Origin of the sequence: Saccharopolyspora aridisoli, from assembly GCF_004348445.1 — a bacterium.
Lineage (GTDB): Bacteria > Actinomycetota > Actinomycetes > Mycobacteriales > Pseudonocardiaceae > Saccharopolyspora > Saccharopolyspora aridisoli.
This window is the reverse complement of record NZ_SMKV01000004.1, coordinates 109,925-136,066: the sequence shown is the minus strand read 5'-3', so window position 1 is coordinate 136,066 and position 26,142 is coordinate 109,925. Positions and strand designations below refer to the sequence as shown.

General features: G+C 67.6%; 22 protein-coding genes. 9 read left to right on the top strand and 13 right to left on the bottom strand.

The genetic code is table 11. The annotated features are described in order from the left end of the window. Positions 1-62 precede the first annotated feature (62 nt). The 3 genes from E1161_RS04600 to folP are packed head-to-tail and all read left to right on the top strand — an operon-like array spanning position 63 to position 2,424. On the top strand, positions 63-683 hold the full coding sequence (locus E1161_RS04600) for a cyclodeaminase/cyclohydrolase family protein (protein ID WP_132619904.1): 621 nt from the start codon (positions 63-65) through the stop codon (positions 681-683). After that, on the top strand, positions 680-1,558 hold the full coding sequence (locus E1161_RS04595; protein WP_132619902.1) for a bifunctional 5,10-methylenetetrahydrofolate dehydrogenase/5,10-methenyltetrahydrofolate cyclohydrolase: 879 nt from the start codon (positions 680-682) through the stop codon (positions 1,556-1,558). The genes E1161_RS04600 and E1161_RS04595 overlap by 4 nt, the downstream gene beginning before the upstream one ends. Next, a complete protein-coding gene (folP, locus tag E1161_RS04590) occupies positions 1,555-2,424 on the top strand; it encodes a dihydropteroate synthase (RefSeq protein WP_132619900.1) in 870 nt (289 codons plus the stop codon). The genes E1161_RS04595 and folP overlap by 4 nt, the downstream gene beginning before the upstream one ends. Positions 2,425-2,442: 18 nt before the next feature. On the opposite strand, the gene E1161_RS04585 is transcribed toward folP, so the two are convergent. Next, on the bottom strand, positions 2,443-3,117 hold the full coding sequence (locus tag E1161_RS04585) for a GntR family transcriptional regulator (RefSeq protein WP_132619898.1): 675 nt from the start codon (positions 3,115-3,117) through the stop codon (positions 2,443-2,445). A 221-nt stretch (positions 3,118-3,338) separates the two neighbouring features. Between E1161_RS04585 and pabB the strand changes: the two genes are divergently transcribed. Then, positions 3,339-4,547, top strand: coding sequence for an aminodeoxychorismate synthase component I (gene pabB / locus E1161_RS04580; RefSeq protein ID WP_132619896.1), 1,209 nt, complete (start codon positions 3,339-3,341; stop codon positions 4,545-4,547). Between the two features lie 215 nt (positions 4,548-4,762). Here the strand turns inward: pabB and E1161_RS04575 are convergent, their stop codons facing one another. The 5 genes from E1161_RS04575 to E1161_RS04555 all read right to left on the bottom strand — a co-directional run bounded on the left by E1161_RS04575 (position 4,763) and on the right by E1161_RS04555 (position 11,363). Beyond that, on the bottom strand, positions 4,763-6,151 hold the full coding sequence (locus E1161_RS04575; RefSeq protein ID WP_132619894.1) for an MFS transporter: 1,389 nt from the start codon (positions 6,149-6,151) through the stop codon (positions 4,763-4,765). Positions 6,152-6,797: 646 nt separating this feature from the next. Continuing rightward, positions 6,798-8,246: a GGDEF domain-containing protein gene (locus tag E1161_RS04570; protein ID WP_132619892.1), complete on the bottom strand. Its 1,449-nt coding sequence runs from the start codon at positions 8,244-8,246 to the stop codon at positions 6,798-6,800. 559 nt (positions 8,247-8,805) lie between these two features. After that, positions 8,806-9,735 (bottom strand): endonuclease/exonuclease/phosphatase family protein, encoded by a 930-nt coding sequence (locus E1161_RS04565; RefSeq protein WP_132619890.1) that lies wholly within the window; start codon positions 9,733-9,735, stop codon positions 8,806-8,808. Positions 9,736-9,780: 45 nt separating this feature from the next. Continuing rightward, positions 9,781-9,999 (bottom strand): hypothetical protein, encoded by a 219-nt coding sequence (locus E1161_RS04560; protein ID WP_132619888.1) that lies wholly within the window; start codon positions 9,997-9,999, stop codon positions 9,781-9,783. Positions 10,000-10,022: 23 nt separating this feature from the next. Next, positions 10,023-11,363, bottom strand: coding sequence for a S8 family serine peptidase (locus E1161_RS04555; RefSeq protein WP_207920097.1), 1,341 nt, complete (start codon positions 11,361-11,363; stop codon positions 10,023-10,025). A 130-nt stretch (positions 11,364-11,493) separates the two neighbouring features. Between E1161_RS04555 and E1161_RS04550 the strand changes: the two genes are divergently transcribed. Beyond that, positions 11,494-11,802, top strand: coding sequence for a hypothetical protein (locus E1161_RS04550; protein WP_132619884.1), 309 nt, complete (start codon positions 11,494-11,496; stop codon positions 11,800-11,802). Between the two features lie 131 nt (positions 11,803-11,933). On the opposite strand, the gene E1161_RS04545 is transcribed toward E1161_RS04550, so the two are convergent. The 3 genes from E1161_RS04545 to ald are packed head-to-tail and all read right to left on the bottom strand — an operon-like array spanning position 11,934 to position 15,996. Next, positions 11,934-13,439: a CoA-acylating methylmalonate-semialdehyde dehydrogenase gene (locus E1161_RS04545; RefSeq protein ID WP_132619882.1), complete on the bottom strand. Its 1,506-nt coding sequence runs from the start codon at positions 13,437-13,439 to the stop codon at positions 11,934-11,936. A 30-nt stretch (positions 13,440-13,469) separates the two neighbouring features. Beyond that, complete coding sequence (locus tag E1161_RS04540; protein ID WP_132619880.1) at positions 13,470-14,849, bottom strand: aspartate aminotransferase family protein; 1,380 nt, start codon at positions 14,847-14,849, stop codon at positions 13,470-13,472. A 31-nt stretch (positions 14,850-14,880) separates the two neighbouring features. Then, a complete protein-coding gene (gene ald / locus E1161_RS04535; protein ID WP_132619878.1) occupies positions 14,881-15,996 on the bottom strand; it encodes an alanine dehydrogenase in 1,116 nt (371 codons plus the stop codon). Positions 15,997-16,126: 130 nt separating this feature from the next. Between ald and E1161_RS04530 the strand changes: the two genes are divergently transcribed. The 4 genes from E1161_RS04530 (at position 16,127) to E1161_RS04515 (ending at position 21,454) form a co-directional block, all read left to right on the top strand. Then, on the top strand, positions 16,127-17,707 hold the full coding sequence (locus E1161_RS04530; protein ID WP_132619876.1) for a PucR family transcriptional regulator: 1,581 nt from the start codon (positions 16,127-16,129) through the stop codon (positions 17,705-17,707). Between the two features lie 377 nt (positions 17,708-18,084). Next, positions 18,085-19,074: an SDR family NAD(P)-dependent oxidoreductase gene (locus tag E1161_RS04525; RefSeq protein ID WP_328591212.1), complete on the top strand. Its 990-nt coding sequence runs from the start codon at positions 18,085-18,087 to the stop codon at positions 19,072-19,074. After that, positions 19,071-19,823 (top strand): SDR family NAD(P)-dependent oxidoreductase, encoded by a 753-nt coding sequence (locus E1161_RS04520; RefSeq protein WP_132619872.1) that lies wholly within the window; start codon positions 19,071-19,073, stop codon positions 19,821-19,823. The genes E1161_RS04525 and E1161_RS04520 overlap by 4 nt, the downstream gene beginning before the upstream one ends. Positions 19,824-19,861: 38 nt before the next feature. Further along, a complete protein-coding gene (locus tag E1161_RS04515) occupies positions 19,862-21,454 on the top strand; it encodes an alanine/glycine:cation symporter family protein (RefSeq protein ID WP_235874779.1) in 1,593 nt (530 codons plus the stop codon). Positions 21,455-21,887: 433 nt separating this feature from the next. Here the strand turns inward: E1161_RS04515 and E1161_RS04510 are convergent, their stop codons facing one another. Genes E1161_RS04510 through E1161_RS04495 form a run of 4 tightly spaced genes read right to left on the bottom strand, consistent with a single transcriptional unit; the run spans position 21,888 to position 26,099 of the window. Continuing rightward, positions 21,888-23,378 carry a gamma-aminobutyraldehyde dehydrogenase gene (locus E1161_RS04510; RefSeq protein WP_132619870.1) on the bottom strand — a complete coding sequence of 497 codons (1,491 nt, stop codon included), beginning with the start codon at positions 23,376-23,378 and terminating at the stop codon, positions 21,888-21,890. Continuing rightward, positions 23,378-24,463 carry a proline racemase family protein gene (locus E1161_RS04505; protein ID WP_132619868.1) on the bottom strand — a complete coding sequence of 362 codons (1,086 nt, stop codon included), beginning with the start codon at positions 24,461-24,463 and terminating at the stop codon, positions 23,378-23,380. The genes E1161_RS04510 and E1161_RS04505 overlap by 1 nt, the downstream gene beginning before the upstream one ends. Continuing rightward, positions 24,460-25,380 carry a dihydrodipicolinate synthase family protein gene (locus E1161_RS04500; protein WP_132619866.1) on the bottom strand — a complete coding sequence of 307 codons (921 nt, stop codon included), beginning with the start codon at positions 25,378-25,380 and terminating at the stop codon, positions 24,460-24,462. Before E1161_RS04500 ends, E1161_RS04505 begins: the two co-directional genes overlap by 4 nt. Beyond that, a complete protein-coding gene (locus E1161_RS04495; protein ID WP_165939685.1) occupies positions 25,377-26,099 on the bottom strand; it encodes a GntR family transcriptional regulator in 723 nt (240 codons plus the stop codon). Before E1161_RS04495 ends, E1161_RS04500 begins: the two co-directional genes overlap by 4 nt. Positions 26,100-26,142: the final 43 nt, after the last annotated feature.

Below are 26,142 nucleotides of genomic sequence, written 5' to 3'. Positions count from 1 at the left end.
CGGGACCGACGCCCGATTCCTGCCATCACATTCCCAGTCCGCAGAGAAGAAGGACCGATGCCATGCGCATGGAAACCCTCGAACGTTTTCTGGGCTCGCTCTCAGACCGGGTGGCCGCACCGGGAGGCGGGGCGAGCGCTGGGTTGCACGCTGCTCAGGCCGCCGCGCTGGTCGGGATGGTCGCCCGCTACAGCGACGGCGAGAAGTACTCCGAACACGCCGCGACGATCACGGCGGTGCGCAACGACACCGATCAGCTCCGAGAGCTCGCACTGACCTTGGCCGAAGAAGATGCCTCCGCCTTCGGTGCGGTCGGGGCGGCCTACGCGCTCCCGCGCTCCACCGACGAGCAGAAGGAGGTCCGGTCGCGTGCGATCGCGGCTGCCCTGGTCGAGGCCGGCCGGGTGCCCGCGAGGGTGGTCGCCGTTGCCGAGCAGGTCATCGGCTCGGCCGAACAGCTGCTCCCGATCGGGAATCGCAACGTCATCAGCGATATCGCCGCTGCTGCGGAAGCCGCCCGCGCCGCAGCGACCACCGCGCGCGTGAACGTGGAGGTCAACCTCAACGGGATCAGCGATGCGGAGGAGCGGAGCGAGCTGCTCACCTCCATCGCCGAAGTCGACGACCTCACCGCGCGCGCGGACGAGGTCACCGCCGCGGTGCGGGAGGTGATCGGACGATGACAGGACAGCTCGTTTCCGATGAGCCGACCACGGCAGTGCTCAGCGGAGCGGCCCTCGCCAAGGAGATCCGTGCGGGGGTGACAGCGGCAGCGGAGGCGCTCGCGGCAGCCGGCGCACCACCGCGCTTGGCGGTCGTCGTGGCCACGGATGACGAATCCACCGCCTGGTACGTCCGCTCGATCGCGAAGGCCGCGTCCAAGACGGGAATGCAGTGCGACATCGTCGATCTCGGCCCAGACGCGACGGCCGAGCAGATCCGCAGCCGGCTCACCGAGCTGAGCGAGGACACGTCGGTGCACGGGATCATGTTGCAGACCCCGCTGCCCGGCGGAGCGTCCGTCGAGGACCTGGCGGCGTCGATCGCCCCGGAGAAGGACGTCGACGGTGCCAATCCGGTGTCGCTGGGGCGACTCAGCGCCGGACTACCCGCTTTCGTGCCGGCCACCGCCGCAGCGGTGCTGGAACTGCTGGATCACTACCAGGTCCCGCTCGCGGGCCGTCGGGCCGTGGTCGTCGGACGGTCCAATGTGGTCGGCAAACCAGCAGCCCAGCTGCTCCTGCAGCGCGATGCGACCGTGACCGTGTGCCACCGCCACACTCGTGATCTCGCCGCGCACACCCGTCCTGCTGACATCCTGGTGGTGGCCGTCGGCCGGGTCGGGTTGATCGGCGCTGAGCACGTCAACCCCGGTAGCGTCGTGATCGATGTGGGAACCAATCCGACAGCTGACGGCGGTTTGACCGGCGACGTCGACGAGGCGGAAGTGGCTGGTTCGGTGGCCGGGTTGACCCCGGTTCCCGGCGGAGTGGGGCCGGTGACGACAGCGCTGCTGCTCCGGCACACGATCGAGTCGGCTTCCCGGAGTCGAGCATGACGAGTCCGCTGCCCACTGCCGTGGTACCGAGGGCACCCGCAGCTGCTGCCGGCACGTTGCTGCGACTGCTCCGAGGTCCGCGCACGCTGGTGTGCGGGATCCTCAACGTCACACCGGATTCGTTCTCCGACGGCGGCGCTTACTGGCACAGCGGCGCCGCCGTGTGGCGTGGACTCCGCTTGATCGACGAGGGTGCTGACATCCTCGACATCGGTGGTGAATCCACTCGGCCGGGTGCGTGCCCGCCCAGCGTCGCTGAGGAGCTCGACCGCGTGGTGGGGGTCATCGAGCAGCTGTCAGCGCAGACGGACGTTCCGCTGTCGATCGACACCTCGCGACCCGAGGTGATGCGGGAGGCCGTGGCCGCGGGCGCGTCGTTGATCAACGACGTGCGTGCGCTCCGGAATCCCGGCGCGGTCGAGGTGGCATCGGACCTGGGCGTGCCCGTGTGCCTGTCGCACCTGCTCGGCGCCCCGAGCGTCATGCAAGACGACCCGAGCTACGAGGACGTGCTCGTCGACGTGGTCGCGTTCCTCCGGGGGCGCATCGATGCGTGCGTGAGCGCGGGGATCCCGCGTGAGCACATCGTGATCGACCCGGGGTTCGGGTTCGGCAAGACCTTCGAGCACAACCTGACCTTGCTGGGGTCGCTGAGCTGGTTCACCGAGCTCGACGCACCTGTGATGGCTGGTTTGTCCCGCAAGTCGATGCTCGGCCAGATCACCGGTCGGCCGGTCGGGGACCGGGAGGCGGCTTCGGTTGCCGCCGCCGTTCTGGCAGCGCAGCGCGGGGCGAAGCTGCTCAGGGTGCACGACGTGGCGGCCACGGTCGACGCGCTCAAGGTGCTCGAGGCCGTCGAGGGATGAGTGGGAGGCGCCGGGCGGTCACATGATCGCCCGGATCGCCTTCTCGAATCCGTCGACGTGGTCTTCGGCGATCTTCTCGGCTTTGCGGCTCTCGCCGTCTGCTACGGCTCGCAACAGGCCGACGTGCTCGTCGACGTGCCGGTCGAAATGGGTGATCCGGTCCAAGAACACGCAGAAGATCCGCGTGGCGAGGTTGTTGTAGCGCACCAGGGTGTCTTCCAGGTGGGGATTACCGGCAGCGCGGTAGATCGAGCGGTGCACCCGCAAGTCCCACTGCATCAGCTCGTGGCGCGACTTGAGCATGACGTCGTCGTCCTGAATCGCCTCGGCCAGCTCGGTCAGCTTGACGCGCATGGCCTCGGGCGCGTTCTCGGAGGCACGGCGGGCGGCCATCGGCTCGAGGTGCACGCGGATGTCGGAGATGTAGGCGAGGTCGGTGATGTCGACACCGGAGGCGAAAGTGCCGCGGCGCGGGTAGGAGACCACCAACCGGTCCACCTCGAGGCGCTTGAGCGCCTCGCGGACGGGCGTGCGGCCGATGCCGAGGGCGTCGCTCAGGGCCAGGTCGTCGATGGGGGACATCGGCGGGATGTCGAGCATGATCAGCTGGTCCTGGATGGCGGCGTAGGCGCGCTCGGCCATCGATGTGGGTGCTGCTTCGAGCTCGTGCGGGGCAGTGGTCACGACAGCCATCGTAGGGGCGGGCAAGTGGTGGTCCATACATCATCACCTCTTTGATGTATCTTTTGTTGTAAACTGATATACTAAACCTCGGTGGTGTGGACGCGAACGAGGACCATCTCCGTGTTCGACCGAAGGCGGTTCACGGTGGCGATGAGCGACCACGACGTACCGACCGCGGTGAGAGGTTCGTGCCGACCGGCAGCGGTCAGCGACCGGAACACCGGTGGCGCATGACTGCCGGGGCGGCTGGGACGGCGCGTGGAGGCGCTGCTCGTTTCGACGATCTCCGCGCGGGCACCGCGATTCGGTTCCCGGCACCGTCCGGTGTGCTGATCGCGCACCGACCGGACGAGGTGGGGCCGGTTCTCGACCTGGTGCACAGGGCGACGTCGCACGGTCGGTGGGCCTTCGGTTTTCTGGCGTACGAGGCCGCGGCAGGACTTGATCCCGAGCTCGCGGTCCACCCGCCGCCGCAGGAAGGGTTGCCGCTGGCCTGGTTTGGGATCACCGGGCCGCCAACGCCGGTCCCAGCGGTGAGCAGCAGCGCCGAGGTGGGTGACTTCGATGTCCGATGGGGGACGCACTGGTCGCCGGCGGAGCACCGGGCCCTGGTGGATCGGGTTCGTGAGAGGATCGCTGCGGGGGAGACGTATCAGACGAACCTCACCGTGCGGATGCGCGGCAGTTTCGCCGGTGACCCGGCTGGTTTGTACCGGGACCTGGCGACTGCCCAATGCGGAGCGTACAACGCGTACCTCGACCTCGGGCGGTTCGCGATCGCCAGTGCGAGCCCGGAGTTGTTCTTCGAGCTGCGAGGCGACGAGGTGTCGATGCGGCCCATGAAGGGAACCGCGCCCCGTGGTCGCGATCAGGTGGAGGACCTGGCCCTGGAACGTGCGCTGCTCGGGAGCGCGAAGGAACGGGCTGAGAACGTGATGATCGTTGACTTGATGCGCAACGACGTCGCCCAGGTCGCGGTGCCGGGCACGGTCAGGGTGCCGTCGTTGTTGTCGGTGGAGCGGTATCCCACCGTGCTCCAGCTGACCTCGGACGTGACGGCGCGGCTGCGTCCCGGTGTTGGTCTGCGCGAGCTGTTCCGGGCGCTCTACCCGTGCGGTTCGGTCACCGGTGCACCGAAGGTCAGCACGATGCACCTCATCCGCGAGCTCGAGGCGGACCCGCGTGGGGTGTACTGCGGCGCCGTCGGCTGGCTCGCACCGCCGTCGGCCTCGGTCAGAGCACGGTTCAACGTGGCCATTCGCACGGCCGTTGTCGACCGGGAAGCCGGCCGAGCCCAGTACGGCACCGGCAGCGGGATCACCTGGAGCTCGGATGCGGCTGCGGAGCATCGCGAGTTGCTCGTCAAAGCTGAGATCCTCCGTCGATCCGCGGTCGCACGCGAGTGTCCTCATCCGGGATGGAAGACCTCAGCGACCTGACCCAGGAGGTCGCACCAACGATTTGGCCACGGGGAAAGTGCTGATCACCACTGGATTTCAGGCGCTCCGGATCCGCCCCGAGGCGTGCGCGGGAGGCACCCCGCGCGTGGCGTGAGCGCCGGTCCCGCACCGCCGGATGCCGGCCTGGACGTGAGCGAACGACGAGGTGCCTCGCGCGGAGCAAGGCACCTCGTCGCGGCGTGACACGGGGTCCGCTAGTACCTCTCAGATCGCTCGGCCGGCTCTTCGACTGCGGCGGGGGATCCCGGAAGTGGTTGGTTGGCGGATTCCTTGGTGAACCAGACCGAGATCGCGCCGACGGCGCCCGCCCCCATGAGATACCAGGCGGGCCACATGACGTCGCCGGTGGTGGCGATCAGCGCGGTCATGACCGAGGCGACGGTGCCTCCGAACAGGGACACGGATGTGTTGAAGGAGATGGACAGCGCACCCTGGCGGACACCGGTCGGGAACAGGGCTGGCAGGGTCGATGGCATGGTGGCGCTGAACACCACGAGCATGAGCCCCATGATCAGGAGACCGGTGAAGACGGTGCCGGTGGTGTTGTGCTGGATGAGCAGCACGGACGGAACCGACAGCACCGCCAGGGCGATGCATCCGCTGAGGGCCACCGGCTTGCGGCCGACGCGGTCCGAAAATCGCCCGATGAAGGTGATGACGATCAGCATGATGCCCATGACAGCGATCTGCAGCAGGTAGGACTCGGTCTCCCCGATGCTCGGTGGCAGCACGTCGGAGAGGTAGGTGGGCATGTACGAGGTCAGCATGTAGTTGGTGACGTTGAAGACGAGCACCAGCCCGCCGCACTGCAGCATTGCCGGCCAGTGCTGCGCGAAGATCGTCCGGAGCGCCTTCTTGGCGTGCTGCTCCTTCTGGTCGGCTTCTTCGACGAGTCTCGCGAACGCGGGCGTCTCCTCCAACTTCATGCGCAGGTACAGACCCACGATCCCCAGCGGTCCGGAGATCAGGAACGGGATTCGCCATCCCCACGACAGCAGATCTGCTTCTGACAGCGTCGCGTTGAGTACCATGACGACGACGGCGCCCAGGATGTAGCCGACCAGAGTGCCGAACTCCAGCCAACTTCCCAGGAAACCACGACGTCTGTCCGGTGCGTACTCGGCGATGAAGGTCATCGCTCCGCCGTACTCGCCACCGGTGGAGAAGCCCTGCACCAGCCGCGCGATCAGCAACAGCATCGGAGCGGCGATCCCGATCGTGCTGTAGCTGGGGATGATCCCGATGCAGAAGGTGCCGACCGCCATCAGGATCATCGTCGTGGAGAGCACACGGGTTCGTCCGATCCGATCGCCCAGCAGCCCGAAGAACACCCCGCCCAGCGGCCGTACGAGGAAGGCCGCCGCGAAGGTGCCGAAGGTCGCCAGCAGCTGCGCGGTCGGGCTCGATTCGGGGTAGAAGACCTTGCCGATGGTGATCGCCATGTAGGCGAAGACTCCGAAGTCGAACCACTCGGTGACGTTGCCGACCGCTGCCGCGGTGACCGCGCGCTTGACCAGCGATGGAGCGACAACTGTGGAAGTTGGATGCGTTGTGCGATTTTCCGTTGGAACTTCCGCTGACATGGTGTTCGGCACCTGGCGCGGTGCCGCCTCCTTTCAACGATGGGTTCCTGAAAGGCCATTGGGGCCGGTCAGGCGAAATCGGCGTGGAAAACTCCGAGAAAAGCCCCTTGAGGGGCTGATCTCGCGCGTTGGCCCTCAGCTCGTTTCCGGCCGCGGACGCATCCGCCTCGTCAGCACTGGTTGTGCTGCTGGCTCACGCCGAACTTCCTTATGTTGCGCAATGGGGAACATGGCTCGTTGAGTGCAACAGCTTTGCCGCGCTCGATGGCCTTGTCAAGGGCGCCAGCGGCCAGAGGCGCCCTGTGATGACCGGGAGGTAGCGCTGTGACCTGCATAGATGTAGATCATTTGGGGTCGAAGATTGATATATCAATCGTCGATCAGAGGGCTGGGGGAAGTGCTGCGGGCTTGACGTCGGCTCCGCGAATCCGGACGATGCGTGGCGACGGATGCGGCTCGCGGGCTTCGCCACAGGGATGAGCGCGATTTCTGAGGAAGCGGCCCGAAGCAGCATCCTTCCGTTCGGTAGCAAGCATTCCACCAGTCCTGCGCTCGTCGAGAACCACCAGCAATTGCCATCGGTACAGCCAACACCCGCGTCGGCCTCGGTTGCATCGCTAGGTGCCCGAAGTCAGCGCCACCGCGTTCAGGGATCGATTCTCATTCCATTGCGCCCAGTGGCCTTCGCCTGGTACATGGCCTCGTCAGCACGAGCGAGAGCCCCGTCCGGACTGTCATCCCCGTCCAATTCCACATATCCCAGACTCGCGCTGACCGCGCAGGAGGAGTCCTTGAGGTGGACGGGCTCGTCGAAGGCCTGCTGAATTCGCGTGCTGAACTCTTGAGGATTCTCAGGGGCGGGGTCGAGGAGGATCACGAATTCATCGCCGCCCATGCGCGCTAGCGTGTCCGTTCGCCGAATGCAGGCGCGAACGCGAGCTACGACCGTGCGCAACACGGTGTCCCCTGCCTCGTGCCCCAGGACATCGTTGACTTCTTTGAAGTGGTCCACGTCGGCGTACAGAAGACCGAGGCGCCGAGGCTGTTGATCCTGGGACAGAGCTCTGTCGAGCCGGGCCAGCAGAACGTTCCGCGTTGACGCCCCGGTGAGAGGGTCGTGATTGGCCTGGTAGCTCAACTGCCACCGGGCCGAGTAGAGCTGGCGGAGTGTGATGAGCTGTCGCACGACCACCAGCGCTACGACGCCGATGAGCGCGTACACCTCGCCGACGTGCGGGTCACCGGTGGAGATCGTCGTGAAGAGCGTCCATCCGCACACGACGGCGAACGGCACGTACGGAACGAGCAGGAGGGGTGTTCGCGGAACTGCTCGTGGAGGTGGCTGATTGCGCGCCGGCGCAGCGAACAGGAGCAGGATCGGGCCCACCATGTAACCGACATCCGCCACGATGGGAGGTGTCGAATGCTCGGCGATGGCGTAGAGGTACGCCGAATCCGACGCATCGATGGCGACGAGGCCGGCCACCAGCCACACCAGGGGGAAGCGCAAGGCTCCGTACAACGCGATCGCGAACAGGACCACGATGGTGATCAGGACCAAGTCGGCCAAGGTGTAGGAAGCCACCACGAGAAGTCTGCCCGCACGCACCGCGTCGGCTTGCCGGATGACGCTGAAAGCGACCTTCCAGCTCAGTGCCAACACACTTCCCGCGATGATCAACCCGTCGAGCACGACCACCACGCGCGACGGGGCCACCTCGTGCCCGTCAACGGCCCTCTGGTCCTCCTTCGTCAGGACGAGCAGGGCCAAGAACGAGAACAGCGGAAGGCCGAGGTAGAGCGCGTTCGCAGTGTTCGGGAAGGTCATCGGATCGATGCTGCGGTACCAAGTCCACAACGCATGCGCGGTGGCGAAGCAGGCGAGTGCCAAGACCATCAGCCATCGCCAGCGCCGCTCGTCACCTGCCCGGCGCCACCCGGTCCACCAGAAGGTCGCCGCTGCGGCGACGGCGGCCGACACGCCGGTCACGTCGGCAACGAGCTGGTTGACCGCAGTCCCCAGCGCGCCCGAGAGCACCAGTGCAACGGCAGCAGCACTGACGACTGCAACCGTGGCGAGGTTGACGACGGTCATGCTGACCGCTGCTCGGTACCTGGGGTGTCGTTCGTGCATGCTCGCACCGGACCTGGCGTTCCGGACGTGACGTCGTCGCGCCGGAACAGACGATTGGGCAAGCCGGTCGGCCCCACTTCCACGATAGCGCCCTACCACTGATCGGTCTCGGCGCCGAGCACTTCGACGTCGGGTATCACGACCAGAGCGTGCTTCTGCGCACCGAAGACGACGAAACAGGGCGTTGGGCGATCACCGGGGGTCGCGAGCTGATCGTCATGCTGAAACGTTGGGTACCAAGGCGTGGGCGAGTGGGTTCCGCCAGGGACTTTCGGCTCGGGTTGGGCGACACTTCCTCCCGACGACGCGTGCGTGCACTACCGGTTGGGGTGTGCGCTCTACGCACGGGATGGCTCTGGGTGGAAACCTGCAGTTCGGCAGCGGTCCGCCGTACCGAGCCCAAGCGGACCACGGCGCCGGACGCCTCAACTGCTTCGGTGTCACGGCACCGATCATCGACCTCGCCGATCCCGCTGAACAGCGCCGGAAGCGGGTACCCTTCGAGGTCTCTCGACCAAGCTCAGGCAACGTCGAGCGTCATGGTGACCGGGCAGTGGTCCGACGCCTTCGGGTGGTCCTGTCCGACGCCCGGGAAGCGCTCATCGGTGTAGCGCGTCGCCCGCAACGGCAGACCTTTGCGCAGGATCTCGGGCTTCGCGGCGTTGGCATCGGCGAGCGAGCGCGATAGCAGCAGGTAATCGAGTTGGCGGTACTTCTTGCCCTTGGCCCAGAAGTGCGTCCAGCGCTCCTCCTCGGGCAGCCGGTTGAGGACGTTGTCGACCTGGTCCCACTCGACGAGCTCGGTGATCCCGGAGTCACCCTGGTCATCCGACTCCAAGTAGTCGTTGAGATCGCCCATGATGATGAAGGGATGAGCACCCGGGTTCGCGCCGAACCGGGCGGTGACGATGCGCTGCACCGCCGCTGCCTGCCGCATGCGGCGCGACCGCGTCTCGGCACGCCCACCCATCATCGACTTGAAGTGGTTGACGAAGAGGGTCAGCATCGTCCGTTCCGTCACCTGGACGTCGACTTCCAGGCAGTCTCGTGAGAACAGCGCGCTGGAAGGGGTGTCCGGGTCCGCGAGGTGCTGGTACGAGCGGATCCGGGTGATCGGTGAGCGCGACAGCACCGCGACGTCGATCCGCCTCGGATCGTTGCCGTCCACGCCGGCGACGTGGGGATATTCGGCGCGTCCCCCGAGCGACCGGGCGCGGAAGTTCTTCAGCGTGTCGACGTTCTCGACCTCCTGGAAGCCGATGACGTCCGCCTTCTCGTTGCGCACCGCCGCACCTGTGATCGCCTTGTCGTCGACGCCGAGCTCGCCGAACAGCGTGTCGTCGACGATCCAGCCGCGCTTGTTCGCGAGCGATGGGTCGACTCCCTCTCTGAACCGCCACCTGGCGAAGAGGTTTTCGACGTTGAACGTCGAGATACGCACGTGGGTCATCTGCGATCCCTCCGGACGATCAGGGTGGGCGTTATTCCGACCGGGTCACTGGACGTCTTCATCCGGCGGCGGCACCTGGAACGACGTCTCCCGTTCGATGGCGGTGACGCCGGGAAGCCGCTGGGCGCTGGTCAGACGATCCGCCGGAAGAGACCCGGTTATCACGCCGATTTCGCCGAGCACCTGATCGACCCGCATGCCGGCCAGGCGCAGTTCCTTGGCGAGCTCATCGATCTCCGCCAGCTGATCGTCACGGACGGTCACCACGACCTGCTCGGGCTCCGTCGTCACTGCGATGCCTGGGCCAGTCCCGCGCCCGCGTCGATCGAGGGCAGCGGCAGTCGTCGCGCGGTGCGGGTGAGCACCGACCACAGCGCCCCGCCGGTGGCTCCGGTCTGCTGCGCCCACAGCGAAGCGATGCCGGCCACGTGCGGCGTGGCCATGCTGGTGCCGTTGATGGTGTGGTAGCGCTTGGTCATCGGCCAGGACGAGTACACCTGCACACCTGGGCCGACGATGTCGACCTGGCCACCGCTGACCGGGTTGCTGCGGGCGGAGAACTCCGCGATGTGCAGCTGTGAGTCCACGGCTCCCACGGCCATGATCGACGGGCTGTTGGCCGGGATGCCGACGAAGCCGACGTTGCCGCTGGACCGGTCTGCGTTGTTGCCCGCCGCTGCCACGATCAGCACACCGCGATCCAACGCCCGGCGACCCACCGCCTCGTAACGCTGCGACACAGCGGGGATGTCGGCGCCCAACGACATCGAGATGATCTTCGCGCCGTTGGCGATGGCCCAGTTGATCCCGGCGAGGATGTTGGTGTCGGTTCCGGACCCCTGATTGCTGAGCACCTTGCCGACCAGGATGTGAGCGCCGTGGTCCACACCGTAGCGGCGGCTGCCCGGCGGGGTCGGCGGGCGTTGCGGTCCGCAGGCGGTCCCGATGCAATGCGTCCCGTGGCCCTGCCCGTCCTGCACCGTCTGACCCGACACGAACGATTGGGCGGTGACGTTCCGGCCCGCGAAATCCGGGTGTCCGCGGTCGAACCCGGTGTCGAGTACCGCCACCTTGGTTCCCTGACCGGCCGGCTGCGCCGTGGCAACCCCGGTGGCCTGCAGACCCCAGGTCATCACGGGCGTGTCGACGAACTGCGTCGCCGCAGGCTCCGCCAGCGTCGCGGCACCATCGGTGTCGGCCAACTGATCGCAGAGCAGGCTGGCCGCGTCGCGGAAGCCGTGCAGGTAACCGGCCGTCAGCCCCTGCGGCTGGGTCAACGTGTGCAGGATCTGCTCGGATTCAACCGCGATCACGCGGGAATCCTCCTCTGCCGTGGCGATGATCGAACTCGCCCGGCCCGGGTCAGCGGACACCACGGCCACGCCCAACTCGCTGAACACCATGGCATCGGCGGATTCGGCTTGGTCGACATCCAGCGCGCCGGCCGCGAAGTCGCTCGATCGCGCGACGTTGGTGACCCCGGCTACCGACCGCAACGCCTCGGCTGTCGCGGTTTCGTCGCCTTGCACCTCGTCGGCGAGCACCACCATGTAACGCCCCGTCGGAGCGCCCAGCTCATCGGGTACTCGGCGGCCGAACTCCGGATCGCCGTTGGCGAACGAAGGCATAGCCCCAGTCATCACAACCCCCCACCGCATGCCTGCGATTTCCCGCATGTCTAGAAGCTCGCTGCAGGACCAAAGTGGCATTCCCACGACACTCCACGACAGGGCCGTTGGACCCCAGAGCAACTTCCACATGCCGGATCCGGTCACCCAGTCGCGAACGTACTACCGCTGCTCGGCTCGTACGCTCGTGGCGGGTTCGCCGATGCTGGAACGCCACCCGAACAACGTCCACTGGCAAGAGACACCGGTGGTCGAACAGCTCAACACCTGGCTCGGTGGTCTGTTCGATCCGGCTCACCGCGAACGCACCGTGGCCACATTCCTGCAATCTCAGCGGAAGGGTGCTTCGCCGAACGAACGGGAGGTCGTCGAGCGTCGGCTGAATGACGCCGAGCGGAAGTTGCGGCGGCTGCAGGATGCGATCAAAGCAGGATCGTGAACAGGGCCGCGCCGCACGAGCTGCAAGAGCTCTACGAGAGAGCCGAGGGACGTGCGCTGATGCCCCTGCGGTCCACCAGGGAGAGGACCGCAGGGGCATCAGGGATCGACGCGATCGGCCGTGGTCTGGCCTCAGGTGTTCTGCGGGAAGCCGAGGTTGAGGCCGGCGTGGCTGGGGTCGAGCCAGCGGGTGGTGACGACCTTGCCTCGGGTGAAGAAGTGCACGCCTTCGGTGCCGTGGGCGTGGGTGTCGCCGAAGAGGGAGTTCTTCCAGCCGCCGAAGCTGTAGTAGGCCATCGGGACGGGGACCGGGACGTTGATGCCGACCATGCCGACTTCGACTTCGTTCTGGAAGCGGCGTGCTGCGCCGCCGTCGTTGGTGAAGAGGGCGGTGCCGTTGCCGTAGGGGTTGGAGTTGATGAGGTCGATGGCTTCTTCGTAGGTGTCCACCCGCAGCACGGACAGCACTGGGCCGAAGATTTCGTCGGTGTAGACCGACATGTTGGTGGTCACGTGGTCGAGCAGTGTGGGGCCGGCGAAGAACCCGTCGCCGTCGGCGTCGAACTGCGCGGTGCGGCCGTCGACGGCGACGGTGGCGCCGGCGGCTTCGCCGGCGTCGATGTAGCCGGTGACCCGGTCTCGGGCGGCCCGGGTCACCAGCGGGCCCATGTCGCAGGAGCGGCGGCCGTCGCCGGTGCGCAGGTTCTTCGACCGCTGGGCGATCTTGTCGACGAGGGTGTCGGCGATGTCGCCGACCGCGACGAGTGCGGAGATCGCCATGCAGCGTTCGCCGGCGGAGCCGAAGCCGGCGTTGATCGCTTGGTCGGCGGCGAGGTCCAGGTCCGCGTCGGGCAGCACCACCATGTGGTTCTTGGCTCCGCCGAGGGCCTGCACGCGCTTGCCGTGCGCGGTGCCGGTCTCGTAGACGTGGCGGGCGATCGGGGTGGAGCCGACGAAGCTGATGGACTTCACCTCGGGACTGCTCAAAAGCGCGTCCACGGACTCCTTGTCGCCGTTGAGGACGTTGAACACCCCGTCGGGCAGTCCGGCTTCCTTCCACAGCTCGGCCATCCACAACGCGGCGGAGGGGACCTTCTCCGAGGGCTTGAGCACGACGGTGTTACCGGCGGCGATGGCGATGGGGAAGAACCACATCGGCACCATGGCGGGGAAGTTGAACGGACTGATGATGCCGACGACGCCGAGCGGTTGGCGGATCGATCGCACGTCGACCGAGGTGGAGGCGTTCTCGGTCGCCGAGCCCTTGAGCAGGTGCGGCATCCCGCAAGCGAATTCGACGACCTCTTGGCCGCGGGCGACTTCACCGGCGGCGTCGGAGAGCACCTTGCCGTGCTCGGCGGTGATGAGCTCGGCGAGCTCGCCGGAGCGGGCGTTGAGCAGTTCGCGGAAGCGGAACAGGATCTGGGTGCGGCGGGCGAGTGAGGTGTCGCGCCAGGCCGGGAACGCGGCCGCGGCGGCGTCGATCGCCGCCGCTGCCTCGCCCGCCGAGGCCAGCGGCAGGTGGGCGGAGACCGCGCCGGTGGCCGGGTCGGTGACGTCGGCGAAGCGGCCGGAGGTGCCTTCGATCGGCTTGCCGGCGACCCAGTGGGTCAGTTCCTTCGTCTCAGTGGTGGTCATGTCGTCCTTCTCAGGTGCGCGCGGTCTTGATCAGATGTGGGCGGTGGCTTCGACGAAGGTCTGCCGCAGGATTTGCTCGATCTCGTCGAACTCGGCCTGACCGCAGGTCAGCGGAGGAGCGAGCTGCACGACGACGTCGCCGCGGTCGTCCGGGCGGCAGTACAGGCCGTTGTCCAGCAGCGCGCCGGGCAGGAAGCCGCGCACCAGGCGTTCGCGCTCATCGGCGGTGAACGTTCCGCGGGTCTGCTTGTCCTTGACCAGCTCCACCGCCCAGAAGTAGCCGTCGCCGCGCACGTCGCCGACGATCGGCAGGTCCAGCAGCTTGCGGAGCGTGTCGCCGAAGGCTCGTTCGTGCTGCAGGACTCGTTCGTTGAGCCGCTCGCGTTCCATGAGGTCGAGGTTGGCCAGCGCGACCGCAGCCGACACGGGGTGCCCACCGAAGGTGTAGCCGTGCGGGAAGCTGACCTTCGGTGCGAGGAACGGTTCGACGACCCGGTCGCTGGCGATCATGGCTCCGATGGGGCTGTAGCCGGAGGTCATGCCCTTGGCGCAGGTGATGATGTCCGGGACGTAACCGAACTTGTCGCAGGCGAAGGTGGTTCCGTGCCGGCCGAACGCGCAGATGACCTCGTCGGAGACCAGCAGCACGTCGTGGCGGTCGCAGATCTCGCGCACCCGCTCGAAGTACCCGGGTGGCGGGGTGAGGCAGCCGCCGGAGTTCTGCACGGGCTCGAGGAAGACCGCTGCGACGGTCTCCGGGCCCTCGAACAGGATCGCCTCTTCGATGCGGTCCGCGGCCCAGCGCCCGAAGGCCTCGGGGTCGCCGTCGAACTGCGGGTTGCGGTAGGCGTTGGTGTTGGCGGCGCGAAAACCGCCTGGTGTCAGCGGTTCGAAGTCCTTCTTCATCTTCGGCACGCCGGTGATGGCCAGGGCGCCCTGCGGTGTGCCGTGGTAGGCGACGGCGCGGCTGATGACCTTGTGCTTGGCGGGTTTGCCGGTGAGCTTGTAGTACTGCTTGGCCAGCTTCCACGCCGATTCCACGGCCTCGCCGCCGCCGGTGGTGAAGAAGACCCGGTTGAGATCCCCCGGGGCCAGGTGGGCGAGTCGTTCGGCCAGTTCTGCGGCCGGGGGAGTGGCGTAACCCCACACCGGGAAGAAACCGAGTGTTTCGGCTTGGCGGGCGGAGACTTCCGCGAGCTCGCGTCGGCCGTGCCCGGTCTGCACGACGAAAAGCCCGGAGAGCCCGTCGAGGATGCGGCGGTCCCGGTCGTCGTAGATGTAGCAGCCTTCGCCTCGGGTGATCACCGGAACCGGGCTCTCGTTCCCGAGGCGGTCGAAGTGCGTCCACAGGTGCCGCGCTGCGGTTTCGGCGGTGCGGGTGGCCGTGCGCGTTTTGTCGGCGGTGGTCATGCGTTCCTCCGTGAACGGGTCGGGCGGGTCGTCAGCTGAGGGCTTCGTCGAGGCTCACGGAGGGCAGGCCGTGCGCCTGGGCGACCGGGTCGTGGGTGATGTGCCCGGCCCAGGTGTTGAGGCCGTTCGCGAGGTGGGCGTCCTGGCGCAGCGCGTCGCGCCAGCCGGTTTTGGCCAGGGCGAGAACGTGCGGCAGGGTCGCGTTGGTCAGCGCGAGCGTCGAGGTGTTGGGCACGGCGCCGGGCATGTTGGCCACGCAGTAGAACACCGAGTCGTGCACCGGGTAGGTCGGCGAGTCGTGCGTGGTGGGGCGCGAGTCGGCGAAGCACCCGCCCTGGTCGATGGCGATGTCGACCAGGACGCTGCCCGGCTTCATCCGGCTGACCAGGTCGTTGCTGACCAGCGTCGGGGCCTTCGCACCGGCGACCAGGACGGCGCCGATCACGACATCGGCGTCGAGCACCGCGCGCTCGACCTCCAGCGCGTTGGAGGCCACGGTGCGCACTCGGCCGCCGAACGCCCGGTCCAGTTCGCGCAGGCGCGGCAGGCTCCGGTCGAGGACGGTGACCTGCGCGCGCATGCCGAGGGCGATCTCGGCTGCGGCCGCTCCGGAAACTCCGCCACCGATCACGACGACGTGTGCCGGAGGCACCCCGGGCACGCCACCCAGCAGCATGCCGCGTCCGCCGTTGCCCGCGCGCATGGCCTCGGCCCCGACCTGCGCCGCGAGTCGGCCCGCGACCTCGCTCATCGGCGCCAGCAGCGGCAGGGTGCCGTCGGGGGCGGTCACGGTCTCGTAGGCGATCGAAGTGATCTTGCGGCGCAGCAGCGCCTCGGTGCACTCCCGCGAGGCGGCCAGGTGCAGGTAGGTGAACAGCGTCTGGCCCTCCCGCATCCGGTCGTACTCGGCTGCGACCGGTTCTTTCACCTTGAGGACGAGATCGGCGGAGTCCCAGACCTCTTGCGCGGTCGTTGCGATCTTGGCGCCTGCGGCGATGTAGTCCGCATCAGGCATGTGCGATCCGACGCCCGCGGATTCCTCGACGACCACGTCGTGACCCGCGTTGGTCAGCTCGGCAACACCGCTCGGGGTGAGCGCGACGCGGAACTCGCGGTTCTTGATCTCTCTGGGGACTCCAACCAGCATCTACGGCTCCTTCGGGCGAGGGGTGTGGTGATGATGCTGCGGCAGCGGCGCAGCCTGATCGACCGACGATGTGTCGTAAATGGGCTGGGAAGGTGAACGATGTGTCGGTCAGCGGCGTTAGGGTTGGGCCATGGCTCTGACGTTGCGCGAGGTGCTGGACCTGCCCGCGGTCAGCCGCGGGCGGCCGCGGGTCAGAGCTGGTTCCGGGCGCCTGGAGACTCCGGTGCGCTGGGTGCACGTCAGCGAACTGCCCAACGTCGCGGGCACCCTCAGCGGCGGTGATCTGGTGTTGTCGATCGGCGTGGTGCTCGCCGAGCCGGACACCGACCTGCGTGCCTACGTCGAGTCGCTGCGCTCCAGCGGAGCGGCCGGCCTCGTGGTCGAGCTCGGCCGCCACGTGCAGCGTTTGCCCGACACGCTCGTGCAGGCGGCGCGAGCGCAGGAGCTGCCGCTGGTGGAGCTGCAGGAATCGGTGCGCTTCGTGGAAATCACGCAGACCGTGCACGCCCAAGTGGTCAACGACCAGTACGAACGGCTGCGGGCCTCCTACGAGGCGCACCGGTTGCTGGGTTCGCTCGGGATCGAGGGAGCCCCCACCGACGAGATCCTCCACCGCTGCGCGCAGCTGACAGGCAGACCGGTCGTGCTGGAGGACTTGGCGCACCGGGCGATGGCCTCCGCGGGTGAACTTCCGGTGCAGGACGTGCTCCGCGACTGGTCATCGCGATCCCGCCAGGTCCCGACGGGGCCAGCCAGCACCGTCAGCGGCCCGGAGCGGTGGTTGAGCACGCCGGTCGGGCCGCGCAAGCGCCACTGGGGCCGCCTCGTCGTCCCGACCCGGGTGGACGCCGACGAGGCCGAGGACGTGCAGCTGGTCCTCGAGCTGACCGCCGAGGCCGTGACGGTCGCGGGTCTGGTCGCCGACACCGACACCGAGGGACTGGCCGCGACGAAGCTGATCCGCGACGTGCTCAGCGGACACGCCGCCGACGCCGCCACCATCCGAGCGCGTGCGCTGGCGCTGGGATTCGCCACCGAGGGCTCCATGTCTGTCACCGTCGTGCGCGGTAATGGCCGCGGCCAGACAGCGGACGCCGCACTGGTCACCGCCGTGACGCGGGCAGCTCGGTCGGTCCAACGCGCAGCCTTGGTGGGGCGCATCCGCGAACAGATGGTCGCGGTGCTGTTCGACTGCACTTCGTCGTCGGATGCCTTCGAGCTGCCAGAGGAGCTGGCGGACGCGCTGAGCGACGACGCAGCGGCCGCCATCGGTGCGGGATCAGAACCGGCGGGGTGGGCCGATCTCGCCGCCGTCCTGACCGAGGCCGAACACGTCGCCACCGTGGCACCCGGGGTGCCACCCGGCGCGAGGCCAACCGTCAACCGCAGCCGGGACCTCGGTCTGCGAAGCCTGCTGTGGCAGCTGCGAGAGGACTCGCGCCTGCTGTCCTTCGTCGAGAGCAAGTTGGGGCCGGTGCTCGCGCTCCGCGAGGACAAGCGCGAGGAGGTCCTGCGGGTGCTCGACGCCTACCTGCGGCACAACGGCGTCATGGCCGAATTCGCTCGCGACATCCACCTCAGCCGCGCAGCCGCGTACGGGCGGATCCGATCGATCGAGCAACTGCTCCAGCTCGACCTCACCGATCCAGAGGAGCGCACCGCGACCCACGTCGCCCTCATCGCGCACCGTCAGGCGAACCGCTCGAGCTGACTGCGGCGCGTCGGCGGGTCACTTACCAGGCGCGGGTCGCACGAGCCTCAGGGGCACGACGAACACGTGGAGCCACGTGTAGCTCGAGCAACGATTGCCTTACCGGCATTTCTTGGCGCTGCGGCGGTCACCCTGGCGACCCACCACGACGGCCCCCCTCTCCCGCCTCTTCCGGTCGAGATCTCTCCGCTCACACGGCGATGTGCTGGGCGAAGCCGCCGTTGTCGCAATGTTCACGGCTGGTCTTGACTGGCTCACCTGTTCGGCCTTAGTGTCCCACAGCACATCAAGCAGATTGTCTGACAATCTGCACTTCGTGTCGGGTTGCCCTCCCGGTTCGCGGTGTTGCTCGGCACTGTCAGGAGGTACATCGATCAATGTGGATCAGTTCCGAAAGTTCCTCCCAGGCTTGCGAAGTCCGGGAACTCGGCACGGGCACGTCCGGGCAGCCCGGTGGTGCCGGGAAGCGGGCCGGACATGTCGTGTCTGACGCCGCTCCGCACCGTGAGGTGCGTGATCAGTCCTTCCGCTCATCGTTCGCTGGAGCGCGGTCCAGATCTGCGGAGGAGCGTGAACTCGGAGATGCGGAGACCATGATCGACGCAGCGTTGAAACGCCGCTTCACAGGGCAAGTCGCAGTCGTGACGGGCGCTGCCGGCGGGATCGGGTCCGCGATCGCACGGCGTCTGGCCGACGAAGAGGCCGTCACGGTCGTCTGCGACATCGACGAGACGGCGGCGAACGAAGTCGCTTCTTCGATTGGAAGAGCGGGCGGGAAGGCCGACTTCGTCCCATTCGACCTCGCCGACGGTGATGCTTGCCGCAAGGCCGTCGGCGACATCGTCGCTCGCTACGGCCAGATCGACGTGCTGGTCAACAACGCCGGGGTCAACCGTCGAGGCGACCTCTTGTCCCTCTCGGAGGACGACTGGGAGGCGAGTTTCGCGGTCAACGTCCACCCGTTGTTCCACTTGTGCCGCGCGGTGCTGCCTCGCATGGCTGCCCGCGGCGGTGGGGCGATCGTGAACACGGCCTCCCAGTGGGGACTGAATCCGGCAGGGGCGCACATCGCCTACAACGTCACCAAGGCCGCGGTCGTCGCGTTCACGCGCAGCCTGGCCCGAGACCACGCGATGGATGGTGTTCGGGTCAACGCCGTGTGTCCCGGCGAAATTCGCACGCCGATGCTGGAATCAGGACTCGCGCGCACGGGGCGCACTGTCGCCGATCTCGACGCCGAGGTCCCGTTCGGTCGCATCGGGACGCCGGAAGAAGTCGCCTCCCTGGTCGCCTTCCTCGCCTCGGACGAGGTGCCGTACATGTGCGGCTCCATCGTCGAGATCACGGGAGGGCAGGCCGTCGGATGAAACCCGGAACAACGAGCGACGGGCTGCTCACCGGAACGACAGTCCTGGTGACAGGTGCGTCAGGCGGAATCGGCCGTGAGACCGCCCTCGCAGCTCACCGAGAAGGCGCGCACGTGATCGCCCACTGGGCCCACAACGAAAGGGCCGCAGCCGATCTCGAGAAGTTGCTGGGAGGTCGCGGGCGACTGGTCCGAGCAGATCTCCTGGACCCGGATGCCACCGAGAACATGTGGCACGAAGCCCTGGCTTGGCGCGGTCGTATCGATGTCCTGGTGAACAACGCCGGTGCATGGCTGAGTTCCTCCCCGCGAGACGCCGGGGACTGGCGCCGAGGCTGGTCCGAGAACCTGGCGCTGAACCTGACCGGGCCTGCGGACCTCAGTCGCAACGCCTTGCTGCACTTCGAGGAGCGAGGCGGAGGTGTGATCGTCTCTGTGACCAGCCGATCCGCGCACCGCGGGGACGATGCCGAACACCTGGCGTACGGGGCGGCGAAAGCTGGGCTGCAATCGCTCACCAAAGGCATAGCCCGTGGGTTCGCACGGTCCGGGGTTCTCGCCTATTCGATCGCACCCGGGTGGGTGGCGACGGAGCTGGCTGCCGGGTCGACCAGCGGTGCGGATCTCCCGCTCGGGGAAGTCACACCACCGCAGGACGTGGCCGAGATGATCGTTTTCCTGGCCTCTGGACGCTCACGGCATACGACCGGAGCCACGATCGACATCACGGGCGCCGATTACGTCCGCTGAGAGGGGATTCCGCCGTTCTTGGCGCGCGAGCACGTCGGATGCTTGATCGCATTCTTCGCACGCTTTGGAAAACGGCGAGGTCTAGCCTGCTCTTCCGCCCGCGCTGGTTCGCGGCCCAATCCGCCAGGGATGCAACACCCGCCTCTCAAGGACAACGACGTCTCATCACGCAGAGGGAGCATCACATGGAAGCAACTCTGACCAGCATCTACGATTCCGTGTGGAATCCGCTGGTGCACATCACGCTGATCGCGGGGATCGTCTACACCATTGCCACACGGGCCGTGCAAGTACGACATCTTCCCGGCATGCTCAAATGCCTCTTCACTGGCCGTGAATCCGATGCCGGAACATCATCCTTCCAAGCGTTCGCCATGGCTCTGGGCGGACGCGTTGGCGTGGGCAACATCGCCGGTGTCGCCACGGCGATCGCCTACGGTGGCCCGGGCGCCTTGTTCTGGATGATCGCCACGGCTGTGCTTGCCGGATCCAGCGCCTTCATCGAGGCCACGCTCGGTCAGGTCTACAAGACCAAGACCGAAGGCGAGTACCGCGGCGGCATTCCTTGGTACCTGGAGAAGGGTCTGGGGTTGAAGTGGTTCGCCATGATCGCCGCTGGCGTGGCGGCCTCGTGCTACGCCCTGCTCATCCCCGGAGTGCAGTCGTCGACGATCGCGAGCGCGTTCGACTCGGCGTTCGGCGTGCCGCAGTGGATTTCCGGAATCGTCGTGGTCACCCTGCTCGGACTGGTGGTCTTCGGCGGTACCCAGCGCATCGCCAGGGTTGCCGAGAAGGTCGTGCCGGCCATGGCCGCCTGCTACGTGCTGATGGCCCTGGTCATCCTGGTCATCAACATCCAGGCGATTCCCGAGGTCGTGCGGCTGGTGATGTCGTCGGCGTTCGGAACCGATGCGGTGTTCGGTGGCTTGATCGGCGCAGCGGTGTCTTGGGGCGTGCGACGTTCGCTGTACTCGAACGTCGCCGGAGTCGGTGAAGGAGGTTATGCCGGCGCTGCGGCCTCGGTGTCCCACCCGGTCAAGCAGGGGCTGGTGCAGTCGTTCTCCGTGTACATCGACACTCTGCTGGTCTGCACGGCGACCGGCGTGATGCTCCTGTCGACTGGTGCGTACAACATCGTCCCTGAGGGTCGGCCCGCGCTCGTGCAGAACCTGCCGGGGGTGGAGCCCGGAGAGGCGTTCACCCAGGAAGCCGTCAACATGGCGTTTCCCGGTCTGAACATCGGGTCCGGTTTTGTCGCCATCGCCATCTTCTTCTTCGCCTTCACCTCGCTGCTGACGTACTTCTACTTCGGCCTGACGAACATCGTCTACCTCACCGGCAGCGCCCGCGGAGTTCCGGCCCGCGTCCTGCAAGCCGTGGTGTTGTTGTCGGCCTTCCTCGGCACCGTGCGCAGCACCGAGCTGGTCTGGCAGCTCGGCGACATCGGCTACGGTCTCATCGCATGGTTCAACATGATCGCCATCGCCCTGCTCCTGCCGACGGCGCTTCGCGCTCTGCGCGACTACGAACGGCAGCAGAAGGAAGGCCTCGACCCTGTCTTCGACCCGGTCAAAGCAGGTATCAAGGGCGCGACGTTCTGGGAGGAACGGGAGTCGCTGACCCGGTCGTAGGATCGATTCCACGAGAAGCGCCCCGCTCGGTTTACGAGCGGGGCGCACCGCTTTTCGCCAGCGCTTGCGGTGAGGAGTTCGCCCGAAGCACAAGGGGGTAGGGACGGGAAGATGACCCTCGCAGATCAGTCCCCCTCTTCTAGGCGGTTGCTGAGGCGTGCGGTAGGGGGTCTCTCAGGGGCGCGTCCTCGCTGAATTGCGAACACAGCGCGTAAGGCTCCGTTCGGCCTCGCTCCTGTGTGCCACCCGTGCGGTTCGGCGGTCGTTCTGGGGAAGCGCTCGACTGCGCCTGCCGTGAACGGGAATTCAGCAGCGGTCTGGCCAGCGCTCCGCCGTTCTTCGCGCCGGTGAGGACTTCTCCACCCAGACTGAAGCCCCGGCGGAGCGGTTCCGGATCAGGGAATCAGCTCCGCCGGGGCTGCTTGCAATGGGTTCAGCGGCCGGTGAAGACCAGATCGTGCCAGGACTTCTCGCGGTCACCGGTGATGTCGGACATCACGTGCTTGACGTTGGTGTAGTCGTCGAACGAGTAAGCGGACATGTCCTTGCCGAACCCGGACGCCTTGTAACCGCCATGCGGCATCTCGCTGATGATCGGGATGTGATCGTTGATCCACACGCATCCCGCCCGGATCTCGCGGGCAGCGCGTTGTGCGCGGAACACCCCGCCGGTCCAGGCCGAGGCCGCCAGCCCATAGGGCGTGTCGTTGGCCAGCTGGAGCGCCTCGTCGTCGGAATCGAAGGGCAGGCACACCAGCACCGGACCGAAGACCTCCTGCTGCACGATCTCCGAGTCCTGGGCGACGTCGGTGATCAGCGTTGGGGCGTAGTAGGCGCCGTCGGCCAGGGGGCCGTCGGGGACGTAGCCGCCGCAGGCGATCGCGGCGCCTTTCTTCCGGGCCCGTTCGACCATCGCCGCGACCCGGTCGCGCTGCGCGGTTGAGATCAGCGATCCCATGTCGGTGGTCGGGTCGTCGACCGGGCCCATCCGCACGCCGTTCATCAGCTGGGCGACCCGTGCCACGAACTGCTCGTACAGCGGCCGTTGCACGTAAGCGCGGGTGGCGGCGGTGCAGTCCTGGCCGCTGTTGATCAGGGCACCGGCAACGGCGCCGCGCGCTGCTGCTTCGAGGTCGGCGTCGTCGAAGACGACGAACGGCGCCTTGCCGCCGAGCTCGAGGTGCACCCGCTTGACCTGCCCTGCCGCGGTTGCGGCCACCTGGCGGCCGACGGCCGTGGAGCCGGTGAACGAGACCATCGCGACGTCGGAGTGGCCGACCAGGGCGCTGCCCGCGGTGCTGCCGGTTCCCGTGACGATGTTGACCACACCGTCCGGGATGCCGGCTTCCTGGGCGGCTTCGGCGAACATGACGGAGGTCAGCGGAGTGAGCTCGGAGGGCTTGAGCACGACGGTGTTGCCGGCGGCCACCGCGGGCAACACCTTCCAGGCGGCCATCTGCAGCGGGTAGTTCCAGGGCGCGATGGAACCCACCACGCCGAGCGGTTCCCGCCTGATGGACGAGGTGTGCTCGGGGGAGTACTCCCCGGCCGACTTGCCGTCCAGGTTGCGCGCCGCCCCGGCGAAGAAGCGGACGTTGTCGATGACACCGGGAATGTCGAAGCCCTCGGCGAGCTTGATGGGCTTGCCGCCGTTGTTGCTTTCGGCTGCGGCGAGTTCGCCCTGGCGCTGGTCGAGCAGGTCGGCCCAGCGCAGCATCGCTTCGGACCGCTCGGCGGGGGTGGCGCCGGACCACTCCGGGAAGGCGTCGTGGGCCGCGTGCACGGCCTCGTCGACGTCGTCGGGCGAGGCCGCCGTGTCGGTGGCCAGCACCTCGCCGGTGGCCGGATTGATGATCGAGAGCTCTTCGGAAGCAGCACCAGCGCGGCGCTTGCCCCCGATGAACTGTTGTCCTGCGTTGTCCATCAGCGTTCCACTCCCACGAGTTCGACTTCCGCGTCCGGGCCCCACAAGTCGCCGAGCACGTATCCCTGAGGGAACGGGTCGGTGTCGTCCAGGACGAGTTGTGAGAACCCGGTGATCCAGGCGCGGCCGCTGATCGACGGCAGCACCGCGTCGTGCTCGGCGATCCGGGTGGTGCCGCGAACCACTCCGGTGAACGTTGTGCCGAGGATTCCCTCGTGCACGAAAGGAACCTGCGCAACCAGTTCACCGCGGGCGTGCAGGGCCGCCATCCGTCCGCTGGTGCCGGTGCCGCAGGGGGAGCGGTCCAGCGAACCCGTCCACGTGTCCGGGTTGGCGAGGTCGACCTCGCCGTTGGGCAGCACGACCGCATTGCGCCCGGAGACACCCGGAGTGGGAGAGGGGCCGTGCAGCATCGTCAGGGCCACCTGGTCGATGTCCGGGTTCTCCGGGTGCTCGACGGGGAACTGCTGCTGCGCGGCCGCGCGGAGCACGGCTCCGGCCCGGGTGATCTGCTTGGCCGCGTCGGCTTCGAGATCGATGTCCAGGTCGGCTGCTCGGGCCTGGACGAAGAACTGCCCGCCGAAGACGATGTCGACCGGAACTCGGCCGTACTCGGGCAACTCCAACACGTGGTCGACAGCCACGGCGAAGGAGGGCACGTTGTCCACGGTGACGCGGGTGACCTTGCCGCCGGAGATCTCGGCGCGCACGGGCACCAAGCCAACGGCGGTGTCCACGACCAGATCGGTGAACGGTTCGTGCACCGGCAACGCTTGGGTCTCCACGAGCGCGGTCACCGCGCAGATGAGGTTGCTGCCGGACATCGGCTTGAATCCGCCCTGCTCGAGCACGACCAGGCCGAAATCGGCGGCCGGATCGGCGGGCGGGAGCACCAGCACACCGCACAGGCCCGGGTAACCGCGCGGTTCCCGCAGCAGCAGCCGGCGCAGCGGTTCCAGGTTCTCCCGGCAGTACTGCAATCGCTGAGCCATCGTCTCGCCCACCACGTGCAGGTGACTGCCGATGAGAACCCGGCCGGGCTCGCCCTCGGCGTGCACGTCGATGGCGTGGATTCGGCTCGTCATGCGAGTGCGCCGTCCTCGACGGTGGCGACGCCGGCGGCCTGGAGCAGGCGGCGGAACTCCTCGCGGTGCTCACGGGCGAGCGGCAGCACCGGTCGCCGCAGCGGTCCCGCGCTCTGCCCGACCAGGTCGAGGCCGGTCTTGATCGCGCAGGCGTAGTTGTGCGATTCCAAGAACTGGCAGATCGGGAAGATCTTGTGCCACAGCTCGCGCCCGGCCTCGAGGTCGCCGCGCACCGCGAGCGCGTCGTAGATCTCGGCGCACAGCTGCGGGATGACGCTCGCGGTGCCCCAGACGCCGGCCTTCGCGCCACCGGCGAGCGCGGCGAAGGTCAGCGTGTCCCAGCCGTTGAGCGCGGTGATGTCCGCTGCGTGCTCCTGCTGCACCGAGGTGAAGCGCGGGAAGTCCCCGCCGGTGTCCTTGAACGACGTCACGCCCGTTTCCCGCCCGAGCTGCGCGAGCTGCTCCGCGGTGAGCTCGACGCCGGTCGCGGCCGGGATGTTGTAGTACATGACCGGCATCCTGATGGCCTCGGACACGGCCCCGTAGTGCGCCAGCAGCTCGTCGAAGTTCGGTGCGTCGTAGAAGGGCGGCACCACCATGACCGCCGCCGCACCGGCCTGCTCGGCGTGCCGGCTCAGCTCCACGGTCTCGGCGGTGCTCAGCGCACCCGTGCCGGCCACGACCGGAACGCGCCCGGCCGCCGCTTCGACGTAGAGCTCGTTGACGCGCTTGCGCTCATCGGTGCTCAAGGTGGTGAACTCGCCCGTGCTGCCACCCGGGACCAGACCGTTGATGCCGGCGGAGATGATGTGCTCGGCCTGCCGCTTCACACCATCGGCGTCCACTGCGGACGCATCGGGGGACAGAGGGGTGACCACCGCGGCGAGGATCCCGGTCAACTGCGGGGTGCTGCTCATTCGTTTCCTCCAGAATCGTCGGGTTCTTGCATGATGCGGATGAGTTCCTCGGCACTGGAACGGATGTGGAAATCCACTTCGGACCAGATTTCGTCGGTGTCGCCGGATTCGATGACGTCGACGAGCCGCTCGTGCAACTCGAGGTCGCGCTGCGGGTCGTCTCGGGTGACCTGGTCGACGGTCATGGCCATGCGGATCTGGGCAGCCACGAGAGGCCAGATCTTGTCCAACATGGTGTTGCCGGCAGCCAGCCACAGCGTGCGGTGGAACTCCAGGTGCGTGAGATCGGATTCGACCGGGTCGCCGCGCTTGACCGCGGCCTCGTGGTCCTCGAGAGCACGCCGCAGCGCTGCCACGCCGGATCCCGTGGTGTCCTCGGCCAGCCGCTGCGCGGCGGCGGCCTCCAGCGACACCCGGACCTCGGCCAGGTCACGCAGCGCCTCCGGGCTCGTCTGGGCGACGCGAATGCCCTTGTACGGCTCCTGCACCAGCGTGCCTTCGTGGGTGAGTTCGTGGAGGGCCTCGCGCAGCGTCGGGCGGCTGACGTTGAGCGCCGTGGCCAGCTCGACCTCCTTGATCCGCTGGCCTGGCGTCAGCTCGCCGGTGAGCATCCCGCGGCGGATCGCCTCGACGACCTCGTCCCGACGTGTTCCGCTGCTGACCGGGCGCAGCGCCCGGATCCCGTCTTCAGCGGCGCTGGTGCGCTGGTCCTTCGACATGTGGCCCTCGTTCCTGGCGTGCTTTGGCGCTGCGCGCCCTGGC

Bases quoted from the DNA above. Each gene is read 5' to 3' on its own strand.
- E1161_RS04600 (WP_132619904.1), top strand. From the start codon at position 63: ATGCGCATGGAAACCCTCGAACGTTTTCTGGGCTCGCTCTCAGACCGG.
- E1161_RS04595 (WP_132619902.1), top strand. From the start codon at position 680: ATGACAGGACAGCTCGTTTCCGATGAGCCGACCACGGCAGTGCTCAGC.
- folP (WP_132619900.1), top strand. From the start codon at position 1,555: ATGACGAGTCCGCTGCCCACTGCCGTGGTACCGAGGGCACCCGCAGCT.
- E1161_RS04585 (WP_132619898.1), bottom strand. From the start codon at position 3,117: ATGGCTGTCGTGACCACTGCCCCGCACGAGCTCGAAGCAGCACCCACA.
- pabB (WP_132619896.1), top strand. From the start codon at position 3,339: ATGACTGCCGGGGCGGCTGGGACGGCGCGTGGAGGCGCTGCTCGTTTC.
- E1161_RS04575 (WP_132619894.1), bottom strand. From the start codon at position 6,151: ATGTCAGCGGAAGTTCCAACGGAAAATCGCACAACGCATCCAACTTCC.
- E1161_RS04570 (WP_132619892.1), bottom strand. From the start codon at position 8,246: ATGACCGTCGTCAACCTCGCCACGGTTGCAGTCGTCAGTGCTGCTGCC.
- E1161_RS04565 (WP_132619890.1), bottom strand. From the start codon at position 9,735: ATGACCCACGTGCGTATCTCGACGTTCAACGTCGAAAACCTCTTCGCC.
- E1161_RS04555 (WP_207920097.1), bottom strand. From the start codon at position 11,363: ATGCCTTCGTTCGCCAACGGCGATCCGGAGTTCGGCCGCCGAGTACCC.
- E1161_RS04550 (WP_132619884.1), top strand. From the start codon at position 11,494: ATGCCGGATCCGGTCACCCAGTCGCGAACGTACTACCGCTGCTCGGCT.
- E1161_RS04545 (WP_132619882.1), bottom strand. From the start codon at position 13,439: ATGACCACCACTGAGACGAAGGAACTGACCCACTGGGTCGCCGGCAAG.
- E1161_RS04540 (WP_132619880.1), bottom strand. From the start codon at position 14,849: ATGACCACCGCCGACAAAACGCGCACGGCCACCCGCACCGCCGAAACC.
- ald (WP_132619878.1), bottom strand. From the start codon at position 15,996: ATGCTGGTTGGAGTCCCCAGAGAGATCAAGAACCGCGAGTTCCGCGTC.
- E1161_RS04530 (WP_132619876.1), top strand. From the start codon at position 16,127: ATGGCTCTGACGTTGCGCGAGGTGCTGGACCTGCCCGCGGTCAGCCGC.
- E1161_RS04525 (WP_328591212.1), top strand. From the start codon at position 18,085: ATGTGGATCAGTTCCGAAAGTTCCTCCCAGGCTTGCGAAGTCCGGGAA.
- E1161_RS04520 (WP_132619872.1), top strand. From the start codon at position 19,071: ATGAAACCCGGAACAACGAGCGACGGGCTGCTCACCGGAACGACAGTC.
- E1161_RS04515 (WP_235874779.1), top strand. From the start codon at position 19,862: ATGCTTGATCGCATTCTTCGCACGCTTTGGAAAACGGCGAGGTCTAGC.
- E1161_RS04510 (WP_132619870.1), bottom strand. From the start codon at position 23,378: ATGGACAACGCAGGACAACAGTTCATCGGGGGCAAGCGCCGCGCTGGT.
- E1161_RS04505 (WP_132619868.1), bottom strand. From the start codon at position 24,463: ATGACGAGCCGAATCCACGCCATCGACGTGCACGCCGAGGGCGAGCCC.
- E1161_RS04500 (WP_132619866.1), bottom strand. From the start codon at position 25,380: ATGAGCAGCACCCCGCAGTTGACCGGGATCCTCGCCGCGGTGGTCACC.
- E1161_RS04495 (WP_165939685.1), bottom strand. From the start codon at position 26,099: ATGTCGAAGGACCAGCGCACCAGCGCCGCTGAAGACGGGATCCGGGCG.